General features: G+C 66.9%; 15 protein-coding genes. 4 read left to right on the top strand and 11 right to left on the bottom strand.

The window, feature by feature from the left end; all coding sequences use genetic code 11:
* Nucleotides 1-60: 60 nt before the first annotated feature.
* Entirely contained in the window at nt 61-3,597 is a 3,537-nt protein-coding gene (gene dnaE / locus M2331_RS06505; protein ID WP_181559523.1) for a DNA polymerase III subunit alpha, read from the bottom strand.
* A 186-nt stretch (nt 3,598-3,783) separates the two neighbouring features.
* Between dnaE and M2331_RS06500 the strand changes: the two genes are divergently transcribed.
* A complete protein-coding gene (locus M2331_RS06500) occupies nt 3,784-4,947 on the top strand; it encodes a Yip1 family protein (RefSeq protein WP_181559522.1) in 1,164 nt (387 codons plus the stop codon).
* 70 nt (nt 4,948-5,017) lie between these two features.
* On the opposite strand, the gene M2331_RS06495 is transcribed toward M2331_RS06500, so the two are convergent.
* Genes M2331_RS06495 through M2331_RS06485 form a run of 3 tightly spaced genes read right to left on the bottom strand, consistent with a single transcriptional unit; the run spans nt 5,018 to nt 7,651 of the window.
* Nucleotides 5,018-5,683, bottom strand: a complete 666-nt coding sequence (locus tag M2331_RS06495; RefSeq protein WP_181559521.1) for an SDR family oxidoreductase — start codon at nt 5,681-5,683, stop codon at nt 5,018-5,020.
* A gap of 53 nt (nt 5,684-5,736) precedes the next feature.
* The gene (locus tag M2331_RS06490) at nt 5,737-6,408 is read right to left on the bottom strand and encodes an ABC transporter ATP-binding protein (protein ID WP_181559520.1); all 672 of its coding nucleotides are present in this window, start codon (nt 6,406-6,408) and stop codon (nt 5,737-5,739) included.
* Complete coding sequence (locus M2331_RS06485; RefSeq protein ID WP_181559519.1) at nt 6,401-7,651, bottom strand: lipoprotein-releasing ABC transporter permease subunit; 1,251 nt, start codon at nt 7,649-7,651, stop codon at nt 6,401-6,403. The genes M2331_RS06490 and M2331_RS06485 overlap by 8 nt, the downstream gene beginning before the upstream one ends.
* Before the next feature lie 589 nt (nt 7,652-8,240).
* Between M2331_RS06485 and M2331_RS06480 the strand changes: the two genes are divergently transcribed.
* Nucleotides 8,241-8,708 (top strand): Hsp20 family protein, encoded by a 468-nt coding sequence (locus tag M2331_RS06480; RefSeq protein ID WP_181559518.1) that lies wholly within the window; start codon nt 8,241-8,243, stop codon nt 8,706-8,708.
* Nucleotides 8,709-8,792: 84 nt separating this feature from the next.
* Here M2331_RS06480 and M2331_RS06475 read toward each other — a convergent pair whose 3' ends face one another.
* On the bottom strand, nt 8,793-9,326 hold the full coding sequence (locus tag M2331_RS06475) for an energy transducer TonB (protein ID WP_181559517.1): 534 nt from the start codon (nt 9,324-9,326) through the stop codon (nt 8,793-8,795).
* Nucleotides 9,327-9,450: 124 nt separating this feature from the next.
* On the opposite strand from M2331_RS06475, the gene argJ reads away from it, so the two are divergent.
* Both argJ and M2331_RS06465 read left to right on the top strand, forming a co-directional pair.
* Entirely contained in the window at nt 9,451-10,674 is a 1,224-nt protein-coding gene (argJ, locus tag M2331_RS06470; RefSeq protein ID WP_181559516.1) for a bifunctional glutamate N-acetyltransferase/amino-acid acetyltransferase ArgJ, read from the top strand.
* Nucleotides 10,675-10,679: 5 nt separating this feature from the next.
* Nucleotides 10,680-11,477 (top strand): inositol monophosphatase family protein, encoded by a 798-nt coding sequence (locus M2331_RS06465; RefSeq protein WP_181559515.1) that lies wholly within the window; start codon nt 10,680-10,682, stop codon nt 11,475-11,477.
* A 102-nt stretch (nt 11,478-11,579) separates the two neighbouring features.
* Here the strand turns inward: M2331_RS06465 and trxA are convergent, their stop codons facing one another.
* From trxA to tsaE, 6 genes are read right to left on the bottom strand one after another with little or no spacing between them, the layout of a single operon-like run.
* Nucleotides 11,580-11,900, bottom strand: coding sequence for a thioredoxin (trxA, locus tag M2331_RS06460; protein WP_181559514.1), 321 nt, complete (start codon nt 11,898-11,900; stop codon nt 11,580-11,582).
* 29 nt (nt 11,901-11,929) lie between these two features.
* Nucleotides 11,930-15,406 (bottom strand): double-strand break repair helicase AddA, encoded by a 3,477-nt coding sequence (gene addA / locus M2331_RS06455; RefSeq protein WP_181559513.1) that lies wholly within the window; start codon nt 15,404-15,406, stop codon nt 11,930-11,932.
* Nucleotides 15,399-18,428 (bottom strand): double-strand break repair protein AddB, encoded by a 3,030-nt coding sequence (gene addB, locus M2331_RS06450; RefSeq protein ID WP_181559512.1) that lies wholly within the window; start codon nt 18,426-18,428, stop codon nt 15,399-15,401. Before addB ends, addA begins: the two co-directional genes overlap by 8 nt.
* Nucleotides 18,421-19,146, bottom strand: coding sequence for a nucleotidyltransferase family protein (locus M2331_RS06445; protein ID WP_181559511.1), 726 nt, complete (start codon nt 19,144-19,146; stop codon nt 18,421-18,423). The genes addB and M2331_RS06445 overlap by 8 nt, the downstream gene beginning before the upstream one ends.
* The gene (locus M2331_RS06440; protein WP_181561399.1) at nt 19,143-20,135 is read right to left on the bottom strand and encodes an aminoglycoside phosphotransferase family protein; all 993 of its coding nucleotides are present in this window, start codon (nt 20,133-20,135) and stop codon (nt 19,143-19,145) included. The genes M2331_RS06445 and M2331_RS06440 overlap by 4 nt, the downstream gene beginning before the upstream one ends.
* Entirely contained in the window at nt 20,132-20,590 is a 459-nt protein-coding gene (gene tsaE / locus M2331_RS06435; RefSeq protein WP_413716068.1) for a tRNA (adenosine(37)-N6)-threonylcarbamoyltransferase complex ATPase subunit type 1 TsaE, read from the bottom strand. The genes M2331_RS06440 and tsaE overlap by 4 nt, the downstream gene beginning before the upstream one ends.
* Between the last annotated feature and the right edge of the window lies 1 nt (nt 20,591).

Below are 20,591 nucleotides of genomic sequence, written 5' to 3'. Positions count from 1 at the left end.
AGCCGCGTTGGTTCGCGCTCCCGCGCGGTGCAGTGCAGCACGTCGCGCCTCAGGCACGGTCTAGCGGGAGGCGACCAGCGCCAGCTGTGGCCCGTGCTGAGCGAGCACCACCTTGGTCACACCGCGCACCGTTTCGACCCGCTCGCCAAGCTCGGCATCGAGCTGGAAATCCTCGCCGAGGATGACCCGCGCCCGCCCGCCATCGGGTAGCGCCGCGTCCAGCTCCACCGTCGAGCGCGCGCCGCGCCGTTCGCCCAGCATCTGCCGGAGCGAAGGAATAGCGCCGGGCTCCTCGACGGAAATGACCATCCGCATTCGCGCCGTGCCCGCGAGGCGCGCGAAGGACTGGACGTTGCGCACGGTGACGCGCGGGGTCTCCTCACCGGGCTGGCGATCCAGCTCCACGGTCAGCAGGGCGCACTCGTTGCTCTCGTGCAGGGTTGCCAGCAGCTTGCAGCTTTCCTCATCGAAGCAACTGGCCTGGAACTGCCCGCTTGAATCCGAGAAGGTCGCCGAGGCATAGCGGGCGCCGCGCTTGGTCTCGCGCCAGCGTATATCCTCGATCAGCCCCGCCATCATCGCGCCGGTTCGGTCGCCGCCGCCAATGCCATCCGACTGGCCGCACAGCTCCGCATAGCTGCGCACGCCCTTGCCGCGCGCGAGGATGCGATAGCGGTCCACGGGGTGTGCCGAGAAATAGAAGCCGAACGCCTCCTTCTCCTGCGCCATGCGCTCGACGGCGGCCCATTTCACATCCGGCAGCGGCACATCCGCATGGGAAACATCCTCCCCGCCGAACAAACCGCCCTGCCCGCTCTCGCGCTGCTCGGCGGCTTTGGCGGCAACCGCCAGCAGCGCCTCGGCCGCGGCATGGACCACCGCGCGGTCCAGACCCAGGCTGTCGAAGGCGCCCGCCGCCGCCAGACTCTCAAGCTGCCGACGATTGAGCAGGCGCGGCTCGATCCGTCCGGCGAGATCATCGAGATCGCGGAACGCGCCGCCCCGGACCCGCTCCTCGACCAGCGTCTCCATCGCCTTCTCGCCCACGCCCTTGAGGCCGCCCAGCGCATAGCGCACCGCATGGCGGCTGGCGTCCTCCGGGTCCGGTTCCACCGAGAAATCGGCCTCGCTGACGTTGATGTCCGGCGGCAGGCAGGTCAGCCCCATGCGGCGCATATCATCCACGAACACGGTCAGCTTGTCCGTCTGGTGGATATCGAAGGCCATGGAGGCGGCGTAGAATTCGGCCGGATAATGCGCCTTGAGCCACGCGGTCTGATAGGCGAGCAACGCGTAGGCGGCCGCGTGGCTCTTGTTGAAGCCATAGCCGGCGAACTTGTCGATCAAGTCGAACAGCTCGTTGGCCTTCTTCTTGTCGATCTGGTTGTGCGCCTTGCAGCCTTCGACGAAGGTCGCGCGCTGGGCGTCCATCTCCGCCTTCACCTTCTTGCCCATGGCGCGGCGCAGCAGATCGGCGCCGCCGAGCGAGTAGCCGGCAAGGATCTGCGCGGCCTGCATCACCTGTTCCTGATAGACGAAGATGCCGTAGGTCTCGTTCAGGATCGGCTCGAGCAAATCGTGCGGATATTCAATCGCCTCCTCGCCATTCTTACGGCGTCCGAAGAGCGGGATATTGTCCATCGGGCCGGGCCGGTAGAGCGAGACGAGCGCGATGATGTCGCCGAAATTGGTCGGTTTCACCGCGGCGAGCGTCTTGCGCATGCCCTCGGATTCCAGCTGGAATACGCCGACCGTGTCGCCGCGCTTGAGCAGATCGTAGACCTTCGCATCGTCCCAGCTCAGCCCTTCCAGATCGACGCTAACGCCGCGCTTGGCGAGCAGCTTGACCGCGCGCTGGAGCACCGAGAGGGTCTTGAGGCCCAGAAAGTCGAACTTCACGAGTCCCGCGCTCTCGACATATTTCATGTCGAACTGGGTCACCGGCATGTCGGACTTCGGATCACGGTAGAGCGGGATCAGCTCCGACAACGGACGGTCACCGATCACGACGCCGGCGGCGTGGGTGGAGCTGTTGCGCGGCAGGCCTTCCAGCATCATCGCCTGATCGACCAGCCGCTTGATCTGCCCGTCCGCCTTATATTCGGCCACGAACTCGGCGGAGCCGTTCATCGTTCGCTCCAGCGTCCATGGGTCGGTGGGGTGATTGGGAACCAGCTTGGCCAGCCGATCGACCTGATTATAGCCCATCTGCAGCACGCGGCCGGTATCCTTGAGCGCCGCGCGCGCCTTCAACGTACCGAAGGTGATGATCTGCGCGACCTGATCATGGCCATATTTGCCCTGCACGTAGCGAATGACTTCGCCACGCCGGGTTTCGCAGAAGTCGATGTCGAAGTCCGGCATCGAGACGCGCTCTGGATTGAGGAAGCGCTCGAACAGCAGGCCCAGGGCCAGCGGATCGAGATCGGTGATCGTCAGCGCCCAGGCGACGACCGAGCCAGCGCCCGAACCACGCCCCGGCCCCACCGGAATATCCTGCGCCTTGGCCCACTTGATGAAGTCGGCCACGATCAGGAAGTAGCCGGGAAAGCCCATCTGGATGATGATATCCAGCTCGAAATCGAGCCGGGTGAAATAGTCCGGATAGCTCTCCCGCAGCGCGGCTTCATCAAGCTCGGCCGCCGCCTCGCCATGCGTGTGCTGTTGGATCTTGCGCAGGCGCCCGACCAGACCCGCCGTCGCATCGACGCGCAACTGCGCCTCCTCACCGTCGCGGTCGCCAGCAAGGCTGGGCAGGATCGGCTTGCGCTTGGGCGCCATCACCGCGCAGCGCTGTGCCACGACGAGGGTGTTGGCGATGGCTTCCGGCAGATCAGCGAACAACTGCTGCATCGCATCGGCCGGCTTCATCCAGCTTTGCGGCGAGCTTTTCGGGCGGTCGTCGCTCTCCACATAGCTGCTGTTGGCGATGCAGAGCAGCACGTCATGCGCCGGATGGAAGCCGGCATCGGCATAACAGGCAGGATTGGTGGCGACGAGCGGCAGATTGCGCGCATAAGCGAGGTCGATCAGCGCGTCTTCCGCCGCCGCCATGATCGCATCGTCCGTGCGGGACAGCTCGATATAGAGGCGATCGCCGAAGAGGGCGGAGAGCCGGCCCAGATAGCGACCGGCTTCCTCCGGCAGGCCTTCCGCCAGCAACCGGGCGAGTGCGCCTTCGCCGCTGGCCGTCAGGCAGATGAGCCCATCGGCATGGCGCTCCAGCGCCTCGAAGGAGACATGCGCCTCCTCCATTTCAGGGCGTTCGACATGGGCGCGGCTCGCCAGCGCGCAGAGATTGCCGTAGCCGACATCATCCTGCGCTAGCAGGACAAGCCAGTCGATCTGCACCGGTGCATTATCCGGCCGGCCGGGGCGCGCCACCGCGAGCGTCGTGCCGATGATTGGCTGCACGCCGGCCTTCGCCGCCGCATCCGAGAAGGCCATGGCCGCATAGAGGCCGTTCCGATCGGTTAGCGCGGCGGCAGGAAAGCCCAGCTCCTTGGCCCGCGCGGCAAGCTGCTTGGGCGCAATCGCGCCTTCCAGCAGGGTGTAGGCCGACAGGTTACGAAGCGGAACATAGGGCTGGTGCGGCATGACCGCTGTTATGGGGCCTTGGCGCCCATCTGGAAAGGGCCGCGCGCAAGTTACCCACAGGCTTTGCACCACTGAGACCGCCAGCACTGGGTCATCCCCGCAATCCCCCTGAACGCCCGATCTTGCAAGGACTTGCGCCCCGGACCCAAGATGGTTCAATGAGTCGCAGAAACAGGGGACGGGATTATGGACATCGAACCGACGGGTGGCACGGCGCCATCGCTCATGGAACGCGCGAAGGCGATCATTCTCACGCCCAAGACGGAATGGCCGGTGATTGCGGCGGAGACGACGCCGAGCGGTGACATCTTCACCAACTACGCCCTGCCACTGGCGGCGATCAGCCCGATCGCGGCCTTCGTCGGCGGCCAGCTCTTCGGCTTCGGCGCGTTCGGCTTCAGCTATCGCCCGTCGCTGATGGGCGGCCTCTCCATGGCGGTGACGAGCTTCATTCTGGCGCTGGTCAGCCTGTTCCTCATCAGCTTCATCGCCAACAAGCTCGCGCCCAAATTCGGCGGCGTCGGCAGTTCTCGCAACGCCTTCAAGCTCGTCGCCTATTCGATGACGGCCAGTTGGCTAGCCGGCATCTTCAGTATCGTGCCGTCACTCAGCTTCCTTGGAATTCTCGGCCTCTATTCTTTCTATCTCTTCTTTGTCGGCGCGGCCCCGCTGATGAAAGTGCCGCCCGAGAAGGCGCTGACCTACACGATCGTGACGGTGCTGTGCGTGCTGGTGATCTATATCGTCATCGGCGCGATCACCGCCACGGTGGGCCGCACCTTCGGCTTCTCGCCCTCGGGAAGCCTGGGCGGCGGCACGGTGACGACCGAAGATGGCGATACGATTACCCTGCCCGGCGTCGGCAACATCGATACCGGCAAGATCGAGCAGGCAGCGCGCGACATGGAAGCCGCGCAGACCCGTGAAGCCGTCGCGCCGGCGCAATTGCAGGCGCTCCTGCCTGCCAGCATCGGTGTCTATCAGCGCACGGCGATCAGCAGCGTCAAGGCCGGCCCCACCAGCCAGGCCGAGGCAAGCTATGAGGCAGGTGGCAAGCGCTTCACCCTCAAGGTCTCCGATATGGCGGCGATGGGCGCGATTGCCGGCATGGCGAGCGCCATGGGCGTTGAATCCAACCGTGAGGATGGCGACAGCTACGAGCGCACCACGACGGTGGACGACAATATGGTCATCGAGCGGTGGGACCGCGGCGCCGGCAACGGATCGTTCGCAACCACGGTCGACAAGCGCTTCATGGTCGAGGCAGAGGGCGACGCGGGCAGCATCGACGAATTGAAGGCCGCCGTCGCTGCCATCGACATGGCCAAGCTGAAAGGCCTGGGGCGCTAATCAGGCGCCGATCCGTTCAAAAATAGGCTGCGCCTGAGCGGTTCAGGCGCGAGGCTGAAAGCGTCGGCGATTACCAGTCCAGCACTTCGCCATCATAGGCCCAGAAGCGGCCCGTGTTCGCCATGCTCAGGCCATCGAGCACCTGCCGCAGCCCCGCCGCGCTGGTCTCGACGTCGATGTCCGCGCCGGGGCCACCCATATCGGTGCGCACCCAGCCGGGGTGGAGGGAGGCCACCGCAATCCCCTCGCCTGCCAGATCGGCGGCGAGGCACTGGACGACCTTGTTGACCGCCGCCTTGGAGGCACGATAGGCGAGATGGCCCGACTGCGGCGCGGCCATCGACCCCATGCGGCTGGAGGTCACCGCCACGCGCGGATGAGCCGCTTTGCGCAAATTGGGCAGCAGTGCCTGGATCACCCGCAACGGCCCGAGCACGTTCACATCGAGCGTGTGCAGGAAGCCATCGAAGTCCATGTCCGTGCTGCTCTGACGCTCGGGGCCGATCACTCCGGCATTGGCAAGCAGCAGGTCGACCGGCCTGCCATCGAGCGCCGCAGCGAACTTGCTGACCGATTGGGCATCCGCCACATCCAGCGCCATGGTGGTGCCGAAGATGGGGTCGGCCCGGTCTTCGCCGCGCATGGCGCGGATCACATCATGCCCGTCCTGCGCATATTGCCGCGCCAGTTCCAGGCCGATGCCCCGATTGGCGCCGGCGATCACGATGGTTGCCATGAGTCGTCTCCTGTCGCGTGCCGCCGGCCACCATGGCGCGCCGGCACAAATCGCTAATCGAGAAACCCGTCATGCAGCCGAACGATCCGGTCCATCCGCGCCGCCAGCCGCTCATTATGCGTTGCGATGAGCGCGGCTGAGCCCTGCTCGCGGACCAGACGGATGAATTCGTCCAGCACCACATCGGCCGTACGCTCATCCAGATTGCCGGTCGGCTCATCGGCCAGCACCAGCGCCGGTCGATTGGCGAGCGCACGCGCCACCGCGACGCGCTGCTGCTCGCCGCCGGAAAGCTGGCTCGGCTTATGCTCCAGCCGATGCCCGAGACCGAGGCTGGTGAGCAGGCTTTCCGCCCGGGCCCGCGCCTCAGCCTTTCTCTTGCCCAGGATCAATTGCGGCAGGATGACATTCTCGACCGCGCTGAAATCGGGCAGCAGATGATGGAACTGATAGACGAAGCCGAGCTTCTCCCGCCGCAGCGTCGTGCGGCCATCATTACCTTCGCTTGCAACTTCGACGCCGCAGAGGCGGATCGAGCCGCCAAAGCCGCCCTCCAGCAGCCCGATCGCCTGCAGCATGGTCGACTTGCCGGAGCCGGACGGGCCGAGCAGCGCTACGATCTCGCCGGCCTGAACGTTCAGGTCCACGCCGCGCAGCACGTCGATCTTGGCGCCGCCCTGCGTGAAGCTGCGCGACAGGCTGTGAACGGAGAGCACCTCACTCATAGCGCAGCACCTGTACGGGGTCGGTATTAGCAGCCTTGAAGGCCGGGTAAAGCGTGGCGAGGAAGCTGAAGCCCACCGCCATAATGCAGATCGCGCCGATCTCGACCGGATCGGGCTTGGACGGCAGCGAGGTCAGGAAGCGGATCGACGGGTCCCAGAGCTGCTGGCCGGTGAGCATCTGCACGCCATCGACAATGCCCTGGCGGAAGAACAGGATCACCGAGCCGAGGACAAGCCCCGCGCCAGTGCCGAGAGTGCCGATGGTCACGCCCACCGTCACGAAAATCCGCAACAGGCTGGCGCGCGTCGCGCCCATCGTGCGCAGGATCGCGATGTCCCGCGTCTTGGCGCGGACCAGCATGATCAGGGAGGAGAGAATGTTGAACACCGCGACCAGAATGATCAGCGAGAGGATGACGAAGGAGACCACGCGGTCCACCTGCAGTGCCTCGAACAGGCTGGCATTCATCTGTCGCCAGTCGATCACCTGGCCCTGGGTTGCCACCTGCTTGGTCAGCGGCGCCAGGATCTCGCCGACGCGGTCCGGATCTTCCGTCTGCAGCTCGACCATGCCGACCTTGTCGCCCATCAGCAGCAGCGTCTGCGCATCCTGCATCGGCATGATCACGAACGCCTTGTCATAATCATAGATGCCGATTTCGAAGATGGCGCCGATCTCATAGGGGAGCTGGCGCGGCACCGTGCCGAAGGGCGTCGAGCGCCCGGCCGGATTGATGACGCTGATTGACTGGCCAACGCCCACGCCAAGCGCCTCGGCCAGGCGGGAGCCGATCGCCACCTTGCCGCTGCCGGCACGCACATCCTTGAGCGAGCCTGCCAGCACCTTGCCGGAGAGCGACGCATTGTCGTGAATATCGGCTTCCGTCATGCCGCGAATCAGGGCCGCTTCAACCCGGCCGTTGAACGTCGCCAGCAGCGGCTGCTCGATCAGCGGCGTCGCGCTGGTCACACCAGGCGTGGCTCGCGACTGCCGCGCGATCTCCTCCCAATTGTCCAGCCGCCCGCCATAGCCCTGAACCACCGCATGGCCGTTCAAACCCACGATCTTGTCGAACAGCTCGGCGCGGAAGCCGTTCATCACGCTCATCACCACGATCAGCGCGCCCACGCCCAGCATCACCGCGACGAGGCTGATGGAGGCGACGAGGAAGATGAATCCCTCGCCCTTGCCAGGCAGCAGGTAGCGCCGGGCGATCATGCGTTCGTAACGATTGAGGATCATGGCAGGGGCAGAAGCCTCGCGGGGGGACAGTCTGCGCACCTCTATGGTGCGGGGGAGGGAGTGGCAAGGCCCTGCGGCCTGACCGGGGGCATGGCGCGCCTGTTGCGGATATGGCACAGGGTGCTTAACAATTTCGTAGCGTCGCAACTTGCCTGATGACAGCCGCCGTGCGTCATCCTAGCGTCAGCGGCGAAACACAGGCAATCATAGCAGGCCGTGGTTCAGGGATGTCGCATCCCGCCTGACTCGCTTGAGGGGGCCGGACAGGTGAGCGGAAGCGACGCCAAAGGGGGAGACGATTAATCGTCCACGGGCGCCCGGATCGGCAACGATCTGGGCGCTTAGTCTTTGTGGCGATCTTCCCTGCACGCCTAGCACCGGATTGTTGCCGGATGATGTCAGCGCGAGCGGCACCGCTTGGCTGTGCAAAAATCATGATCAGTCGCCTCACCTGCCCCTCTTGAAAGGGCATGGCGCGCGCATATCTCTGCCCTGTCCGGTCGCCCATGATGGGGATCGGCTGATGCACCGGGCGCCGACTTCGGGCCTGGCATCGCAGTTCAAACACGCTCCAATGGAGGATTTGATTATGCGTGGCTTTGATTTGACTCCCTATCGCCGCTCCACTGTCGGCTTCGATCGCCTGTTCGACCTTATCGAGAACAGCGCGCGCCTGCAGCAGACGGACAATTATCCGCCCTATAACATCGAGCGCCTCGATGAGGATCGCTATCGCGTGACGGTCGCCGTCGCCGGTTTCAAGGCGGAGGAAATCGACATCACGGCGCAGCAGAACCTGCTCCAGATCACTGGCCGCAAGGCTGAGGTCGCGGAGAGCGAGCGCGCCAATTATCTTCACCTCGGCATCGCGAACCGCAGCTTCGAGCGCCGGTTCGAGCTGGCCGACTTCGTGCGCGTCGAGCGCGCCGACCTCGCCGACGGCCTGCTCATCGTAGAGCTGGTCCGCGAGGTGCCGGACGCGATGAAGCCGCGCAAGATCGCCATTAACGGCAAGGGCGAGGTCATCGACCTCTCAAGCGACAAGAACGCCGCCTGATCCGTTTCAACCCTCTCTCACCAGTCGGAGAGATGAGCGCCCGGGGAGACCCGGGCGCTTTTTTTGGCCGCCCCTCGCGCCGCATCATTCCTCAAGCCGCCAGAGGATACGCTGATTAAAGCCGCTCATCACGGGCTGACCCAGCGCATCGCGCGCCGGCGTGTACCGGGCACGCGTCGTGATCATCTTGCATGAGGCCTTGTCCAGCACATCATGACCGCTGCTTTCCACCAGCCTGCAATCGAAAGGCTGGCCGGTCTCATCGACGGTGAAATGGATGATGGTCGCGCCTTCCCAGCCGTTACGGCGGGCGAGGAGAGGATAGTCGACGGCTGGCACGGCTCCCTGCAGCCTCGCCCGCGTTGCTGGCGCTTTCAGGGCATCTTTTGCCGGATCATAAGGCGGCGGAACCTCGACATGCGCAAAGTCGTCCTCGATCGTTTCGGGCACGCCGAGGACCACAGCTTCCGCCAAGGCGCCGAACGCCGCCTCGGCTCGCTCGAAATGCCCTGCATAATCAACGTCGATCTGCACGGTTTTCCCAGCCCATAGCAGCAAGGCCCCAAGGCCGGTCACACCGACGAGCGCCAATATAAAATCCTGCGATTTGCGGTTCATGCCCCCATCTCCGTTCCAGCATCATGCCCGGGCGGTGCGTCACAACGCAACAGGCCGGGTACGCTTCATCGATAGCCGCACCAGAAGCATTGGCCCCTGCCCCATCTTGCGCTAATCGCGCGGCATGACTGATCAATCGCCTCTCGCTCGCCCCTTCCCCGCCCTCCCGGATATTGCCGGTGTGACCCCGCGCGTCGCCCGTGCCCGGTACAAGCAGTGGGATCGCTACGACCTCACTTATGTGGAACTGGCGGAAGGCACGGCTGTGGCCGGCGTCTTCACCCGGAATGTCTGCTGCTCGACCGAGGTCGAGCTTGGCCGCGAAAGCGCCGCGCAGGGCAAGGCGCGCGCATTGATCGTCAATGCCGGAAACAGCAACGCCTTCACCGGTTTTCGGGGGCGCGAAGCCGTGGACCAGATTCGCGATCAGGTCGGCGGGCACCTGGGTTGCGCCGCCAGCGACGTGTTTGTGAGCTCGACCGGGGTGATCGGCGTGCCCCTGCCCCGCGACAAGGCCCGCGCTGGCGTCGAGGCGGCACTGGCCGCTACGCCCTGCACCTGGGAGCAGGCGGCCGAGACCATCGGCACCACCGACACTTTTGCGAAAGGTGCGACGACAAGCGCGGTGATCGGCGACCAGACCGTCCGCCTCTCCGGCATCATCAAGGGCTCGGGCATGATCGCGCCTGATATGGCGACGATGCTGGGCTATATCTTCACCGATGCCGCCATCGCGCCCGATTTGCTCCAGCAGATGCTGAGCGCCGCCAACCGGCGCAGCTTCTCGTGCATCACCGTGGATGGCGACACCTCCACCAGCGACACCGTGCTGCTCTTCGCGACCGGCAAGGCCGGCAACGCCCCCCTCACGAGCATGGACGATGCCGGCGCCGACGCGTTTCAGGCAGCGCTCAATGACATCTGCACCCAGCTCGCGCAGCTGGTGGTGCGTGATGGCGAAGGGGCGCAAAAGTTCATCGAGGTGGAGGTGACCGGTGCCGTCAGCGACGAGAGCGCCCGGCGCATCGGACTCTCCATCGCCAATTCCCCGCTGGTGAAGACGGCAATCGCCGGAGAAGATGCCAATTGGGGCCGCGTGGTCATGGCGGTCGGCAAGGCCGGCGAGCCGGCGGATCGCGACAAGCTGGCAATCCGCTTCGCCGACAAATGGGTGGCGCAGGATGGGCTTGCCGTGGACAGTTATGACGAAGCCCCGGTGGCAGCGCATCTCAAGGGGCAGGATGTCCGCATCGGCGTCGATCTGGGGCTGGGAACGGGTAGTGCGACCGTGTGGACCTGCGATCTCACCCATGGCTACATCTCGATCAACGCCGATTACCGGAGCTAAGCCTCATGAACAGCCTCAGCAGCGCCGTGAGCGCGCTCCTGCGCGATGTCGCGCGCGACGTCGTCCTGCAGCGCTACCAGAACCTCGCCAATCACGAGGTGGAGGAAAAGACGGTCGGCGAGCTGGTGACCATTGCCGACCGCGAAGCCGAGTTGCGCCTCAATGAAGGGCTGAGCCGCATCCTGCCCGAGGCGGGCCTGGTCGGCGAAGAAGCCTGCGCGGCCGATCCCGGCCTCACGGCAAAGCTCGAAACCGGTCTCAACTGGGTGATCGATCCCATTGATGGGACAGCGAATTTCGCTTCCGGAAAGCCGCCCTTTGCCATCATGGTCGCGCTGGCCGATGCCGGCGTGATCCAGGCGGGCTGGATCCTCGATCCGCTGACCGGGCGCCTGTGCGAGGCCTCGCTCGGACAGGGGGCGTGGATCGATGGCGAACGGGTCGAGGCCAGGGAGAGCGGTGCGGATATCCCGGTTGCCGGACTGTCCGTGCTGTTCCTGAACCCCGCCGACCGGCAGGCGATGATCGACCGCGTCGAAGGCCAGTTCGCCATTGCCGACATTCCGCGCTGCGCCGGGGAACAATATCCCCGCATCGTGCTGGGCGTGCATGATCTCGCTGCGTTCGAGCGCACCTTGCCTTGGGACCACGCCCCCGGGGCGCTGTTCGTCAACGAAGCGGGTGGCCGTGTCGCGCGCCCCGATGGCTCACCCTATCGGCTGGCGGCCGATCCGGGCCGCGGCCTGCTTGCGGCGGCGTCTCCGGCTCTGTGGGATCGTGCGGCAGCGGTTCTGTACGGTTAATCAATAACCGATATAACGTGCTGTTTTATAACGATAAATGAAAGAAAAAGGGCGCCATTTGGCGCCCTTTCTTTGGCTCACCGCCAATGGTGGGCGATTGCCTTACAGCTCGCCTTCGATCCAGCCCTTAAGCGCGCTCTTGGGGGCGGCACCAACCTTGGTCGCGGCCGGCGCGCCATTCTTGAATAGGATCATCGTGGGGATGCCGCGCACGCCATAGCGAGTCGGCGCGTCGGGATGATCGTCGATATTGAGCTTGGCGATGGTCACCTTCTCGCCCAACTCCTCGCTGATTTCCTCCAGAGCGGGTCCGATCATCTTGCACGGGCCGCACCATTCCGCCCAGAAATCGACCAGAACGGGCTTGTCGGACGCAATCACGTCCTCATGGAAGCTGGCGTCGGAAATTGCCTTGGTAGCCATCGTCGAAACTCCTTCTATCGAACGTCTATCTAGGTTGCCGAAGCGTCGGCCTCAAGGTCGGTGCTGCCCAACTTGTGCTCCTGTGCCAGCAAGCCGGGCTTGTGCGCGGCAAGCAGGGCTGGCGGCAGATCGATGAGCCGGGGCGCGGCCGTGTAGAGCAGGCTGACCCGTTGCGGACGACCCGAAAAAATCTCGGCCAGCGCAGCGGCATAGGCCGCCATCTGGCGGACATGGGTTACGGGCAAATCCACTGCATTGTCAGGGACATGCCGCCCGGTCTTGAAATCAACAATATGAACGAGGTCATCCGTCACCAGCAGCCGGTCCACCGTTCCCGCGATCACCTGCCCGGCTACGACGGCCGCGATGGGCGCTTCTGCCAGCGCATCCGGGCCGAACAGTGCAGCATGGTCGGGATCGTCCAGCACGGCGCTGACATGCGCGAGCAGGTCGGTGCGCATCCCGGCGTCGGCCACGCCGGCCCGCTCCAGCCAGCGCGAGGCGGCGGCAGAGCGCTCGGCGGCGGGCAGATCCGGCAAACGCTCGAACAGCGCGTGGAGCTGCCGGCCCCGCTCTGCAGCCGCACGCATGGCGCCATCCGGCGGCGGATTGGGCACATCATCCTCGACCAGCGCGGAAGGAGACAGCGGACGCGGCGGCCGTGCTTCCTGCGGCGCCGGTGCGCGCAGCCAGGCGGGCAGCGCGGGCTCTGCGCTGCTGGCGTCTGACTCGCGTACCTTCTTGGGCTTGGCTGGGGCAAGACCCGCCGGGCCGGACCAGCGCAGGGCCTTGCCCCAGTCGGGCACCTCCGCATCGGCAGCCCCGAGCGTCCGCATCGCCAGATCGACGGCCTGATACCAGCTTTCCCTGGGCGGCTCCCCCTTGGCCCGGCTGCCGAGCGATCCGGTGACGATCAGCCGCTCTTCTGCGCGCGTGAGGCCGACATAGAGCAAGCGCCAATGCTCCTCCATGTCGAGCCGCTCAGCGGATTGCATAGCTTGTTCGATCGCCGGCGCGGCTTCGCCCTTGGCGGGGCGGATGAGCGGCAAGCGGGCGGCCTCGGTCACCGGCAGGCTCACGGCGTCGGCGCGCGGGCGCTGGCTGGGATCAAAGGCGGCATCGGCCAGAATGACGATGGGCGCCTCCAGCCCCTTGGCGCCATGCACGGTCATCACCCGCACCATGTCACCGCCCTCGCCCAGTTCGCGCTTGATGTCCGCGTCGCCACGGTCGAACCAGTCGATGAACCGCTGCAGCGAGGGATGATCGTCCGCCTCGAAGCCCAGGGCGGCATTGAGCAGCTCGTCAATGGCATCGCGCGCCTCCTCGCCGAGCCGGGCGATCAGCTTGCGCCGTCCGTCCATTGCGCCGGAGAGGATGGCCTCGAGATAGCGATAGGGCGTCGTGAAATCCGCCTGCCCCAGCAGCGTGCGCAACGGGGCCTGAAGCTCCGCCGCCAGCGTCGCGCGCAGGTGGCTCCACAGCGAGCCCTCGCGCGGGACCGCGCGCGCCAGCAATTCATCCTGCGTCCAGCCGATGAGCGGCGAGACCAGCAGATTGGCGAGGTTGAGATCGTCCTCGGGCTGCACCGCAAAGCGCAGGGCCGCCAGCAGATCGCGCACGGCGAGCGGGGCCTGGAGCCGCAACCGGTCCACGCCGGCTACCGGCACGCCCGCCTCATACAGCCGCGCGACGATGAGGCGGGAGAGCGCGCTGCGGCTGCGGAGCAGGATCAGCACGTCGCCAGCACGCGCCGGGCGGCCCTGAGTAGCCAGCGGCGTGCCGATCATGCTCTTGACCAGCCGCGCGATCTTTTCGGCGTGGCGACGCTGGTGATCGGCCAGCCAGTCTTCCTCTCCGTCGCCGGCGGACTCGTCGGCCTCGCCGTCCTCGTCGCTCTGGCTCGGCAGCAATGAGGTCGGCGGGAGCAGCAGAACCTCGCCGGGGTGCTGGCGGGCGGCCTGATGCGGCGCGGAGGGCGTCTCCAGCCCGAGGCGATCATGCCCAACCGCATCCAGCACGGCGTCGACGACATCGAGCACGGCCGGCATGGAGCGGAAGCTGCGGGCCAGCGGCAACTCGGCGAACGGGTGGCCGACGCGCTCGGTTGCCTCGCGGAAACGCTGCAGGGCGCTGGAAAAGGCCTCGGGACTGGTGCCCTGAAAGCCGAAGATCGCCTGCTTGGTGTCCCCCACCACGAATAGCGTGCGCAGCCGCGCCTGCTCGTCGGGCTCCACCTCAAGGAACTCCTCGACGATGGACCAGACGATGTCCCACTGCGCGTCGTTGGTGTCCTGCGCCTCGTCCACGAGGATGTGGTCGACCTGCTGATCGAGCTTGTAGCGGATCCAGTCCGCCATGCCCGGCTGGGTGAGCAACGCACTCGCGCGGCCGATCAGATCATCGAAATCGACCGCGCCGGCCTGCCGCTTGGCCTTGGCATAAGCGCGGGCATAAGCACGGCCCGCCGTCAGGCCCTGCGCCGCCGTGCGCGCGAAAGCGGCTTGCTTGCGCAGATCGAGCAAGGCCTTGATCGCCGCGCCGCAGGTGCCGGCGAGATCGACATAATCCGGCTCGGCTTCCAGCAGGTTCTTGTTGGTGCGGTTCTTGACCTCCCCTTCCTTGGTGAGCAGCACGCCGAGCAGGTCCGCCAGTCCCTCGGCGCGCTGGACCTCGGAGCCGCTGAGCCAGGCGGCGATCATATCGGCGCATGCGAGGCCGGATTTGGCACCCCAACCCGCATTGGCCCGCGCAACAGCCTGCAGCGCTGCCACCGGAAACACGCCCTCGGCGCAGCGATCCGCCAAATGGGCGTCGATGTCGCCATCCGGCAGGTCGAGAAATTCCAGCAACGCCGACTCGAGATCGTCCGGTAATGCCTCAAGCGCCCGGCCCGTCGGCACGCACCGGGCAAGATAGGCCTGCGTGCCTTCCTCGCCCAGCCGCAGGGCCAACATCTCCAGCGCCGCCAGCACCGGATCGTCCTGCGCTTGCCCCGCCTCCTCGATCATCGCGATCAACGCGCGGCGGGCCAGCTCGCCCTGCCCGCGCTCGTCAAGCGGGCGGAACCCGGGGACCAGCCCGGCCTCCAGCGGGAAGGCAGCCAGGAGCGCCTGACAGAAGCTGTGGATGGTCTGGATGCGCAGCCCGCCGCCGGTCGCATCCAGCACGCGCGCGAACAGCAGGCGGGCGCGGGCGATCGCCTCCGGCCGCGGATCCTCGCCAAGCGCCACGAGATCGCGCGCCACATCGACCGATTGCCCCTGCACCCAGCGGGCAAGCCGGCTGTGGACGCGCTCGGCCATTTCCGCCGCGCCAGCCTTGGTGAAGGTCAGGCACAAGATGCGCTCGGGCGCGACACCGCTCAGCAGCAGCCGCAGCACGCGGGCCGACAGTACGGCGGTCTTGCCGGTGCCGGCAGAGGCGCGCACCCAACGGTGGGCAGCGGGGTCCGAGGCGCTGGCCTGCTCGTGCGTCAGCCGGTTGAGTTCGCCCGCCTCAGCCATGGCTCACCTCCCGCTGCGGCTCGGCCCGCCGATCCCGCGCGAACCACTCATCCAGCCGCATGAGCTGGTCAAAGTCGGTGAACACCGGCGCATCGCTGTGCGGGCGTGCGGCGAACGGCTCGTCCCCGGTCAGCCAGCGCGTCGCGGCATCATCGAAGAAACCGGCGACCATTGCGAGGAAATCTGCCGTCATGATCCGCTTGTAGCTGCCCTTGGGGTCGGTCAACGGACGCTTGAAGCCGAAATTGCCATCCGTGCCCTTACCGAGCTTCCAATATTCAAAGGCGCTCACATCCGATCCGGCGGCCAGGCCCGCTTCCTTGGCGAAGCCGCCGGCCTGCGCGATCAGCCCGAGCAAACCGAGCTGGAGCGAGAAGCCGGCCTTGACCTGCTTGACCGAGGCGGTCGCGCCGCTCTTGTAATCGACAATGGCCAGTGTGCCGTCCGCGAACCGGTCGATCCGGTCCGGCTTGCCGCGCAACGTCACACCCGCCCGCTCGATGCGGCCCCATTTCTCGCCGAACAGCACCTCGCGCCCCTGCCCGGCCTGATCGCGCACGGCACCCGCCACCCAGTCCAGCGCGGCCAGTAAACGCGGCTGCCAGAGCGTCTTGAGCAGCGGATGGGCTTGCGCCTGCGCGATCATCTCTTGCGCCAGAGCGGAGAGCCGCGCGGGATCGTGCCCGCCTTCTTCCATCCAGCGCTGGAGGACATCATGCGCGCGGGTGCCGCGCCAGGCCGGGCCGGGGTCGGCATCCACGACGTCCAGCGGCGCCAGACGCAGAATGCGCGCGGCGTAGAAGGCATAGGGATCGCCCCGCAAGCGATCGACATCGGTGACGGCGATCTCGCGCGGGCGCAGGTCGGCGCGTGGGCGAGGCGCCGGCGCGCGATAGGCCGGTGCCGGAGCATCGGGCCGGTCGATGGCCCGCGCGAGCGCGATCAGCCTGTCATCTTCGACCCAGCGCGCGCCGGTCATGGCCTTGAGCCGCAGCCAGAAGCGCGAGGCGATGGTTGGCGCAGAGGCATCCCGCCGCGCGCGGGAGAGGATCACCTGCGGCGCGCCTAGCCCATTGGCGAAATCATGTGCGGAGAGACCGATGCGATAATCCAGCCCCGGCAGGCTGAGCGCGCGGCGGATGCGCGGGGCGAGCCAAGGGTCGGGCGATGGCAGGCCGGGCCAGACGCCTTCATTGAGTCCGGCGAGGATCATCAGATCGGCCTGCTGCAGCCGCGCTTCCAGCAAGCCCAGGATCTGCAGGCGCGGGTGACCGCCCTGCGGGGGACGCACGGCCTGCCCGCCGAGGATCTGCGCGAGCATCCCCACGAAGCCGGCGCCATCCGCCCGCGCCGGCCCTTGCGGCGCGGCCGCTTCCGCATCGCCCAGGCATTGCGCGGCGGCATGACCCTGATGACCTGCCCAGGCGCGCTCCTCCGTCAGGGCCGAGGCCGTCTCGCGGACGGCGGCGAACAAGGCGGGCAGACTCTGCTCTCCGGCAAAGGCGGCCTCCAGAGGCGCCAGCAGTGCCACGACCTGCGCCCACCACGGCCGCAGCGATTCCCTCATCGCCTGCTGCCGGCCGCCCTTCTCCGCGAGCAAGGCAGTCACACCGGCCAATCCCGCTGCCGGCCGGGGGCCGCGCAGCACCAGATCGAGGCGGCGCACGGATTCGAGCCATGCCAGCCGCTCGTCACCAGCCATCACCAGCGGATGCTTGAGCAGGGCGAGTAGTGGCACCGGCGCGAACTGTTCCGCCCCGGCCTGCACGAGCGCCAGCAGCAGCGTGCCGGGCGGAAGCTGGGAGAGAGGGCGGCCGGCGCTGTCATCCGCCTCGATTCCCCAGCGGCGCAGATGCGCGGACACGCGCGTCGCGAGCGCACGATCCGGCGTCACGAGCGCGGCCGTGCGCCCTTCCGTCTCCACCGCCTCGCGCAGGGCGATGGCGATGGCCTGCGCCTCCTCCGCCGGGTTCGCCGCCTCGATGGCGCGGACATCCTTGAGCGAGCGCTGCGCCGTCGGCACATCCGGCCAGCCGCCGGTCAGCAAAGCCGGGAGCAGCGCGTTGCTGATCGCCTTGCCGCGCGCGGCGCGGGCATCATGCTCGCTCCCCCAGCGCCAGAGCGCCACCTCGGCGCGGTGGGCATCCATCCGCTCCAGCAGCAGCTTGAGCGCAAATTGCGGGTGCGATTCATTGGCGGGCGGCGGCAGATCGCGCCCCGGCTCAGGGCGCGCGACGGGGCCGATCGCATCCCATTGCTCATCCGAGAGATTCTGGTCGAGATCGGGCAGCACCACCGCACCACGCGGCAGGCCGGCGACCGTCTTGAGCAGTCCCGCCACGGCTGGCGCATTGGTGACGATACCCGCGGCAACCACGAAGCGCTCCGGCGGCATCTCGCGCCAGCGGGCCGCAACATGATCGAGCAGGCGATTGCGCCGCTCGGCCATGTCGATCAGCCCGCGCGCGGCCAGTTCCTGCTGCCACTGGGCCGCCAATGCATCGAAATCGCTGAACGCGGCTTGCCAGTGGTGCGAGAGGTCATCGGGCTGCAACGCCTTGAGATCGGCCAGCGCCTTGCGCTCGACGGTGAGCTGATCGAAAGCGGCCGCCAGCGCCGTCGCCAGTCGCCAGCCCTCGCCCGTCTCAAGCCGCTCGCCCCGCCGCGCGCGCTGGTCGATCACCAGCCGCGTGAGGATCATCAGCCGCTCGGCCGGCGCGATGGCTTGCGGGATATCCGCTTCCGCCCCGATCGGGCTGAGCGCGCTGCCCAGCGCTTCATCGAGATCGATATCGCCGATGGGCACGAGCCTCGGCAGCAGCAACCCGTTGCCGGAGGCGCGCACGAACGCATCGCGCACCGCCCGCACCGCGCGATTGTTCGGCAGCAATATGATCCCGCGTGCCAGCGCCAGCCCGCCATCGCGCCGGCCATGCTGGGCGAGCAACCCGGCGGCGAGCGCATCCGAAAATGCCCGGTGAGCGGGGATGGTAAAGAGGGCCGGCGCGCGGCGCTCAGCCATCGGCCAATCCAGCCTCGACCAGCGGAATCGCCTGCGGGGTGCCGACATCGAACCATTGGCCGCCATGGCTGAGGCCAAAGGCGCGGCCCTGTTCGATCGCACGGTCCCAGAAAATATTGGTCGAGAAGACCTCGCCCGGCGGATCGCGCACCAGGCGCGGCGAGAGGATTTGCACGCCGGTGAAGACGAACGGCGCCACGCGGCCGGGCTTGCGCCGGCTCAGGCGACCATTGGCCTCCATGTGGAAATCGCCAAGGCCACGATGACCGGTGGCGCGGGCGTGCGGGATGAGCAGCAGCAGCGCGTCCATCGCGTCATCGTCCCAGCGGTCCGCCAGCGCACGGATGGAGTCGAACGGCCCGTTGATCCACAGATTGTCGCTGTTCGCGCAGAGAAACGGCTTGTCGCCAAGCAGCGGCAGCGCCTTAACCAGACCGCCGCCGGTCTCCAGCAGCCGAGCGCGCTCGTCCGAGACAGGATAGCTGGCGCCTGTCCGCCGGGCGCGCGACTCCAGATGCGCTTCGATGGGCGCGGCGAGATAATGCACGTTCACCACCGTGCGGCGAATGCCCGCATCCTCGATACGGTCCAGCGCATGATCCATGAGCGGCTGGCCGGCGACGCGGATCAGTGGCTTGGGCCTTGTGGCCGTGAGCGGACGCATCCGCTTGCCGAGGCCGGCGGCCATCAGCATCGCCGTCTCAAGCGTGGTGCTCATTGCGCCGATTGCCCCGCATCCAGCTGGCCCCGCGCCGAGGCGGGCACATTCTCCGCGAACCAGTCGGCCACCGGCGCGAGCGCGGGATGGGCAAGATCGCGCTCCAGCAGCCCCCACATGCGCGGCAGGAAATCGAGATAGCGCGGCTTTCCGTCGCGCTTCCACAGCCGCGTGAAAATGCCGATGATCTTGGCATTGCGCTGAGCACCCAGCACGGCATAAGCCGCCTCGAAATCCGGCGAAGCTTTCGCGCGCGCCTGATAATGCGCCAGCATTGCCTGCTCCACAGCGGGGCTCACATCGCGCCGGGCATCCTGCAGGAGCGAGACGAGGTCATAGGCCGGGTGGCCGGCCAGCGCGTCCTGAAAGTCCAGCAGGCCAAGCCCGTGCGAGCGCGCATGGTCCGGCAGCAGCATGATGTTCTCGGCATGATAATCCCGCAGCACAGTCACCAACGGCGCCACATCCTGCTCGGCAATGGGGAGAACCTTGTCCCATGCTGCGGTGTAGCCCGCCGCGTCGACCGCAAGCCCGGCTGCCGGGGCGAACCATTCAGTCAACAGCGCTGCCTCGCGCTGGTAGACGGCGCGGTCATAAGGCGCGAGGCCACTCTGGGCCGGCTGCTCATGAAGATCGGCGAGGAGGTCCACGGCGCGGGTGTAGATCGCCATTTCCTCGTCCGGCGCGGCGTCGAGATGCTCGCGCACCCGCGCATCGCCGAAATCCTCGAGCAGAACGAGGCCCTGCGTCAGATCCCGCGCCAATATGGCGGGCGCCGCGAATCCGCTTTCGCACAGCCACTCGCCCACGCTGATGAACGGGCGCGGATCTTCATGCGGCGGCGGGGCGTCCATCAAAATGGCGCGACGATCACCCTCGACCACGCGAAAATAGCGCCGGAACGAAGCGTCACCGGCAAGCGGCAGGATCTCGGCCCCTCCCCATCCGGCTTGATCGAGAAACGGGCGCGCGCTTGGCGGCGGGATCATGTGACTGGCCATCGGCTCTCCCAAACGCGCGGCACCCGCGCTGTCAAGCGGCGCGTGCCGTCCGCCAAAATGTCGATCTGCAGGGCAAGGGCAATGGCATTGTAGCGCCCCGCCAGCCGGGCGGGCCATTCGATCGCCAGCGCGCCATCTTCGAGCCATTCGTCCAGCCCGAGTTCGCTGAGATCGCCCGTGTCCTCGATGCGATAGAGATCGACATGGCCCACAGGCAGACGCGTCTCGGGCGGCTCATAGCCCTGCAGGATGGCGAAGGTCGGGCTCGGCACATCGCCTTCATGCCCAAGGCCCCTGAGCAGGCCGCGGGCGAGCGTCGTCTTGCCGGCGCCCAGCCCGCCGGTGAGCGTGATCACATCGCCGGGCCGCAGCTTCGCACCAAGGGCCGAACCGAAATCGGTAAGCGCGTCTGCTGAGGAGAACACAAGGGCCTGATCGGACACG

Origin of the sequence: Sphingobium sp. B10D7B (assembly GCF_025961955.1) — a bacterium.
Taxonomy (GTDB): Bacteria; Pseudomonadota; Alphaproteobacteria; order Sphingomonadales; family Sphingomonadaceae; genus Sphingobium.
This window is presented reverse-complemented; position numbering and strand designations above follow the sequence as displayed.

What these genes read in the sequence shown, in the direction of transcription:
- M2331_RS06480 (WP_181559518.1), top strand. Translation starts at nt 8,241, where the DNA reads ATGCGTGGCTTTGATTTGACTCCCTATCGCCGCTCCACTGTCGGCTTC.
- M2331_RS06445 (WP_181559511.1), bottom strand. Translation starts at nt 19,146, where the DNA reads ATGAGCACCACGCTTGAGACGGCGATGCTGATGGCCGCCGGCCTCGGC.
- M2331_RS06475 (WP_181559517.1), bottom strand. Translation starts at nt 9,326, where the DNA reads ATGAACCGCAAATCGCAGGATTTTATATTGGCGCTCGTCGGTGTGACC.
- M2331_RS06500 (WP_181559522.1), top strand. Translation starts at nt 3,784, where the DNA reads ATGGACATCGAACCGACGGGTGGCACGGCGCCATCGCTCATGGAACGC.
- M2331_RS06465 (WP_181559515.1), top strand. Translation starts at nt 10,680, where the DNA reads ATGAACAGCCTCAGCAGCGCCGTGAGCGCGCTCCTGCGCGATGTCGCG.
- addA (WP_181559513.1), bottom strand. Translation starts at nt 15,406, where the DNA reads ATGGCTGAGGCGGGCGAACTCAACCGGCTGACGCACGAGCAGGCCAGC.
- M2331_RS06490 (WP_181559520.1), bottom strand. Translation starts at nt 6,408, where the DNA reads ATGAGTGAGGTGCTCTCCGTTCACAGCCTGTCGCGCAGCTTCACGCAG.
- M2331_RS06495 (WP_181559521.1), bottom strand. Translation starts at nt 5,683, where the DNA reads ATGGCAACCATCGTGATCGCCGGCGCCAATCGGGGCATCGGCCTGGAA.
- M2331_RS06485 (WP_181559519.1), bottom strand. Translation starts at nt 7,651, where the DNA reads ATGATCCTCAATCGTTACGAACGCATGATCGCCCGGCGCTACCTGCTG.
- argJ (WP_181559516.1), top strand. Translation starts at nt 9,451, where the DNA reads ATGACTGATCAATCGCCTCTCGCTCGCCCCTTCCCCGCCCTCCCGGAT.
- M2331_RS06440 (WP_181561399.1), bottom strand. Translation starts at nt 20,135, where the DNA reads ATGATCCCGCCGCCAAGCGCGCGCCCGTTTCTCGATCAAGCCGGATGG.
- addB (WP_181559512.1), bottom strand. Translation starts at nt 18,428, where the DNA reads ATGGCTGAGCGCCGCGCGCCGGCCCTCTTTACCATCCCCGCTCACCGG.
- trxA (WP_181559514.1), bottom strand. Translation starts at nt 11,900, where the DNA reads ATGGCTACCAAGGCAATTTCCGACGCCAGCTTCCATGAGGACGTGATT.
- dnaE (WP_181559523.1), bottom strand. Translation starts at nt 3,597, where the DNA reads ATGCCGCACCAGCCCTATGTTCCGCTTCGTAACCTGTCGGCCTACACC.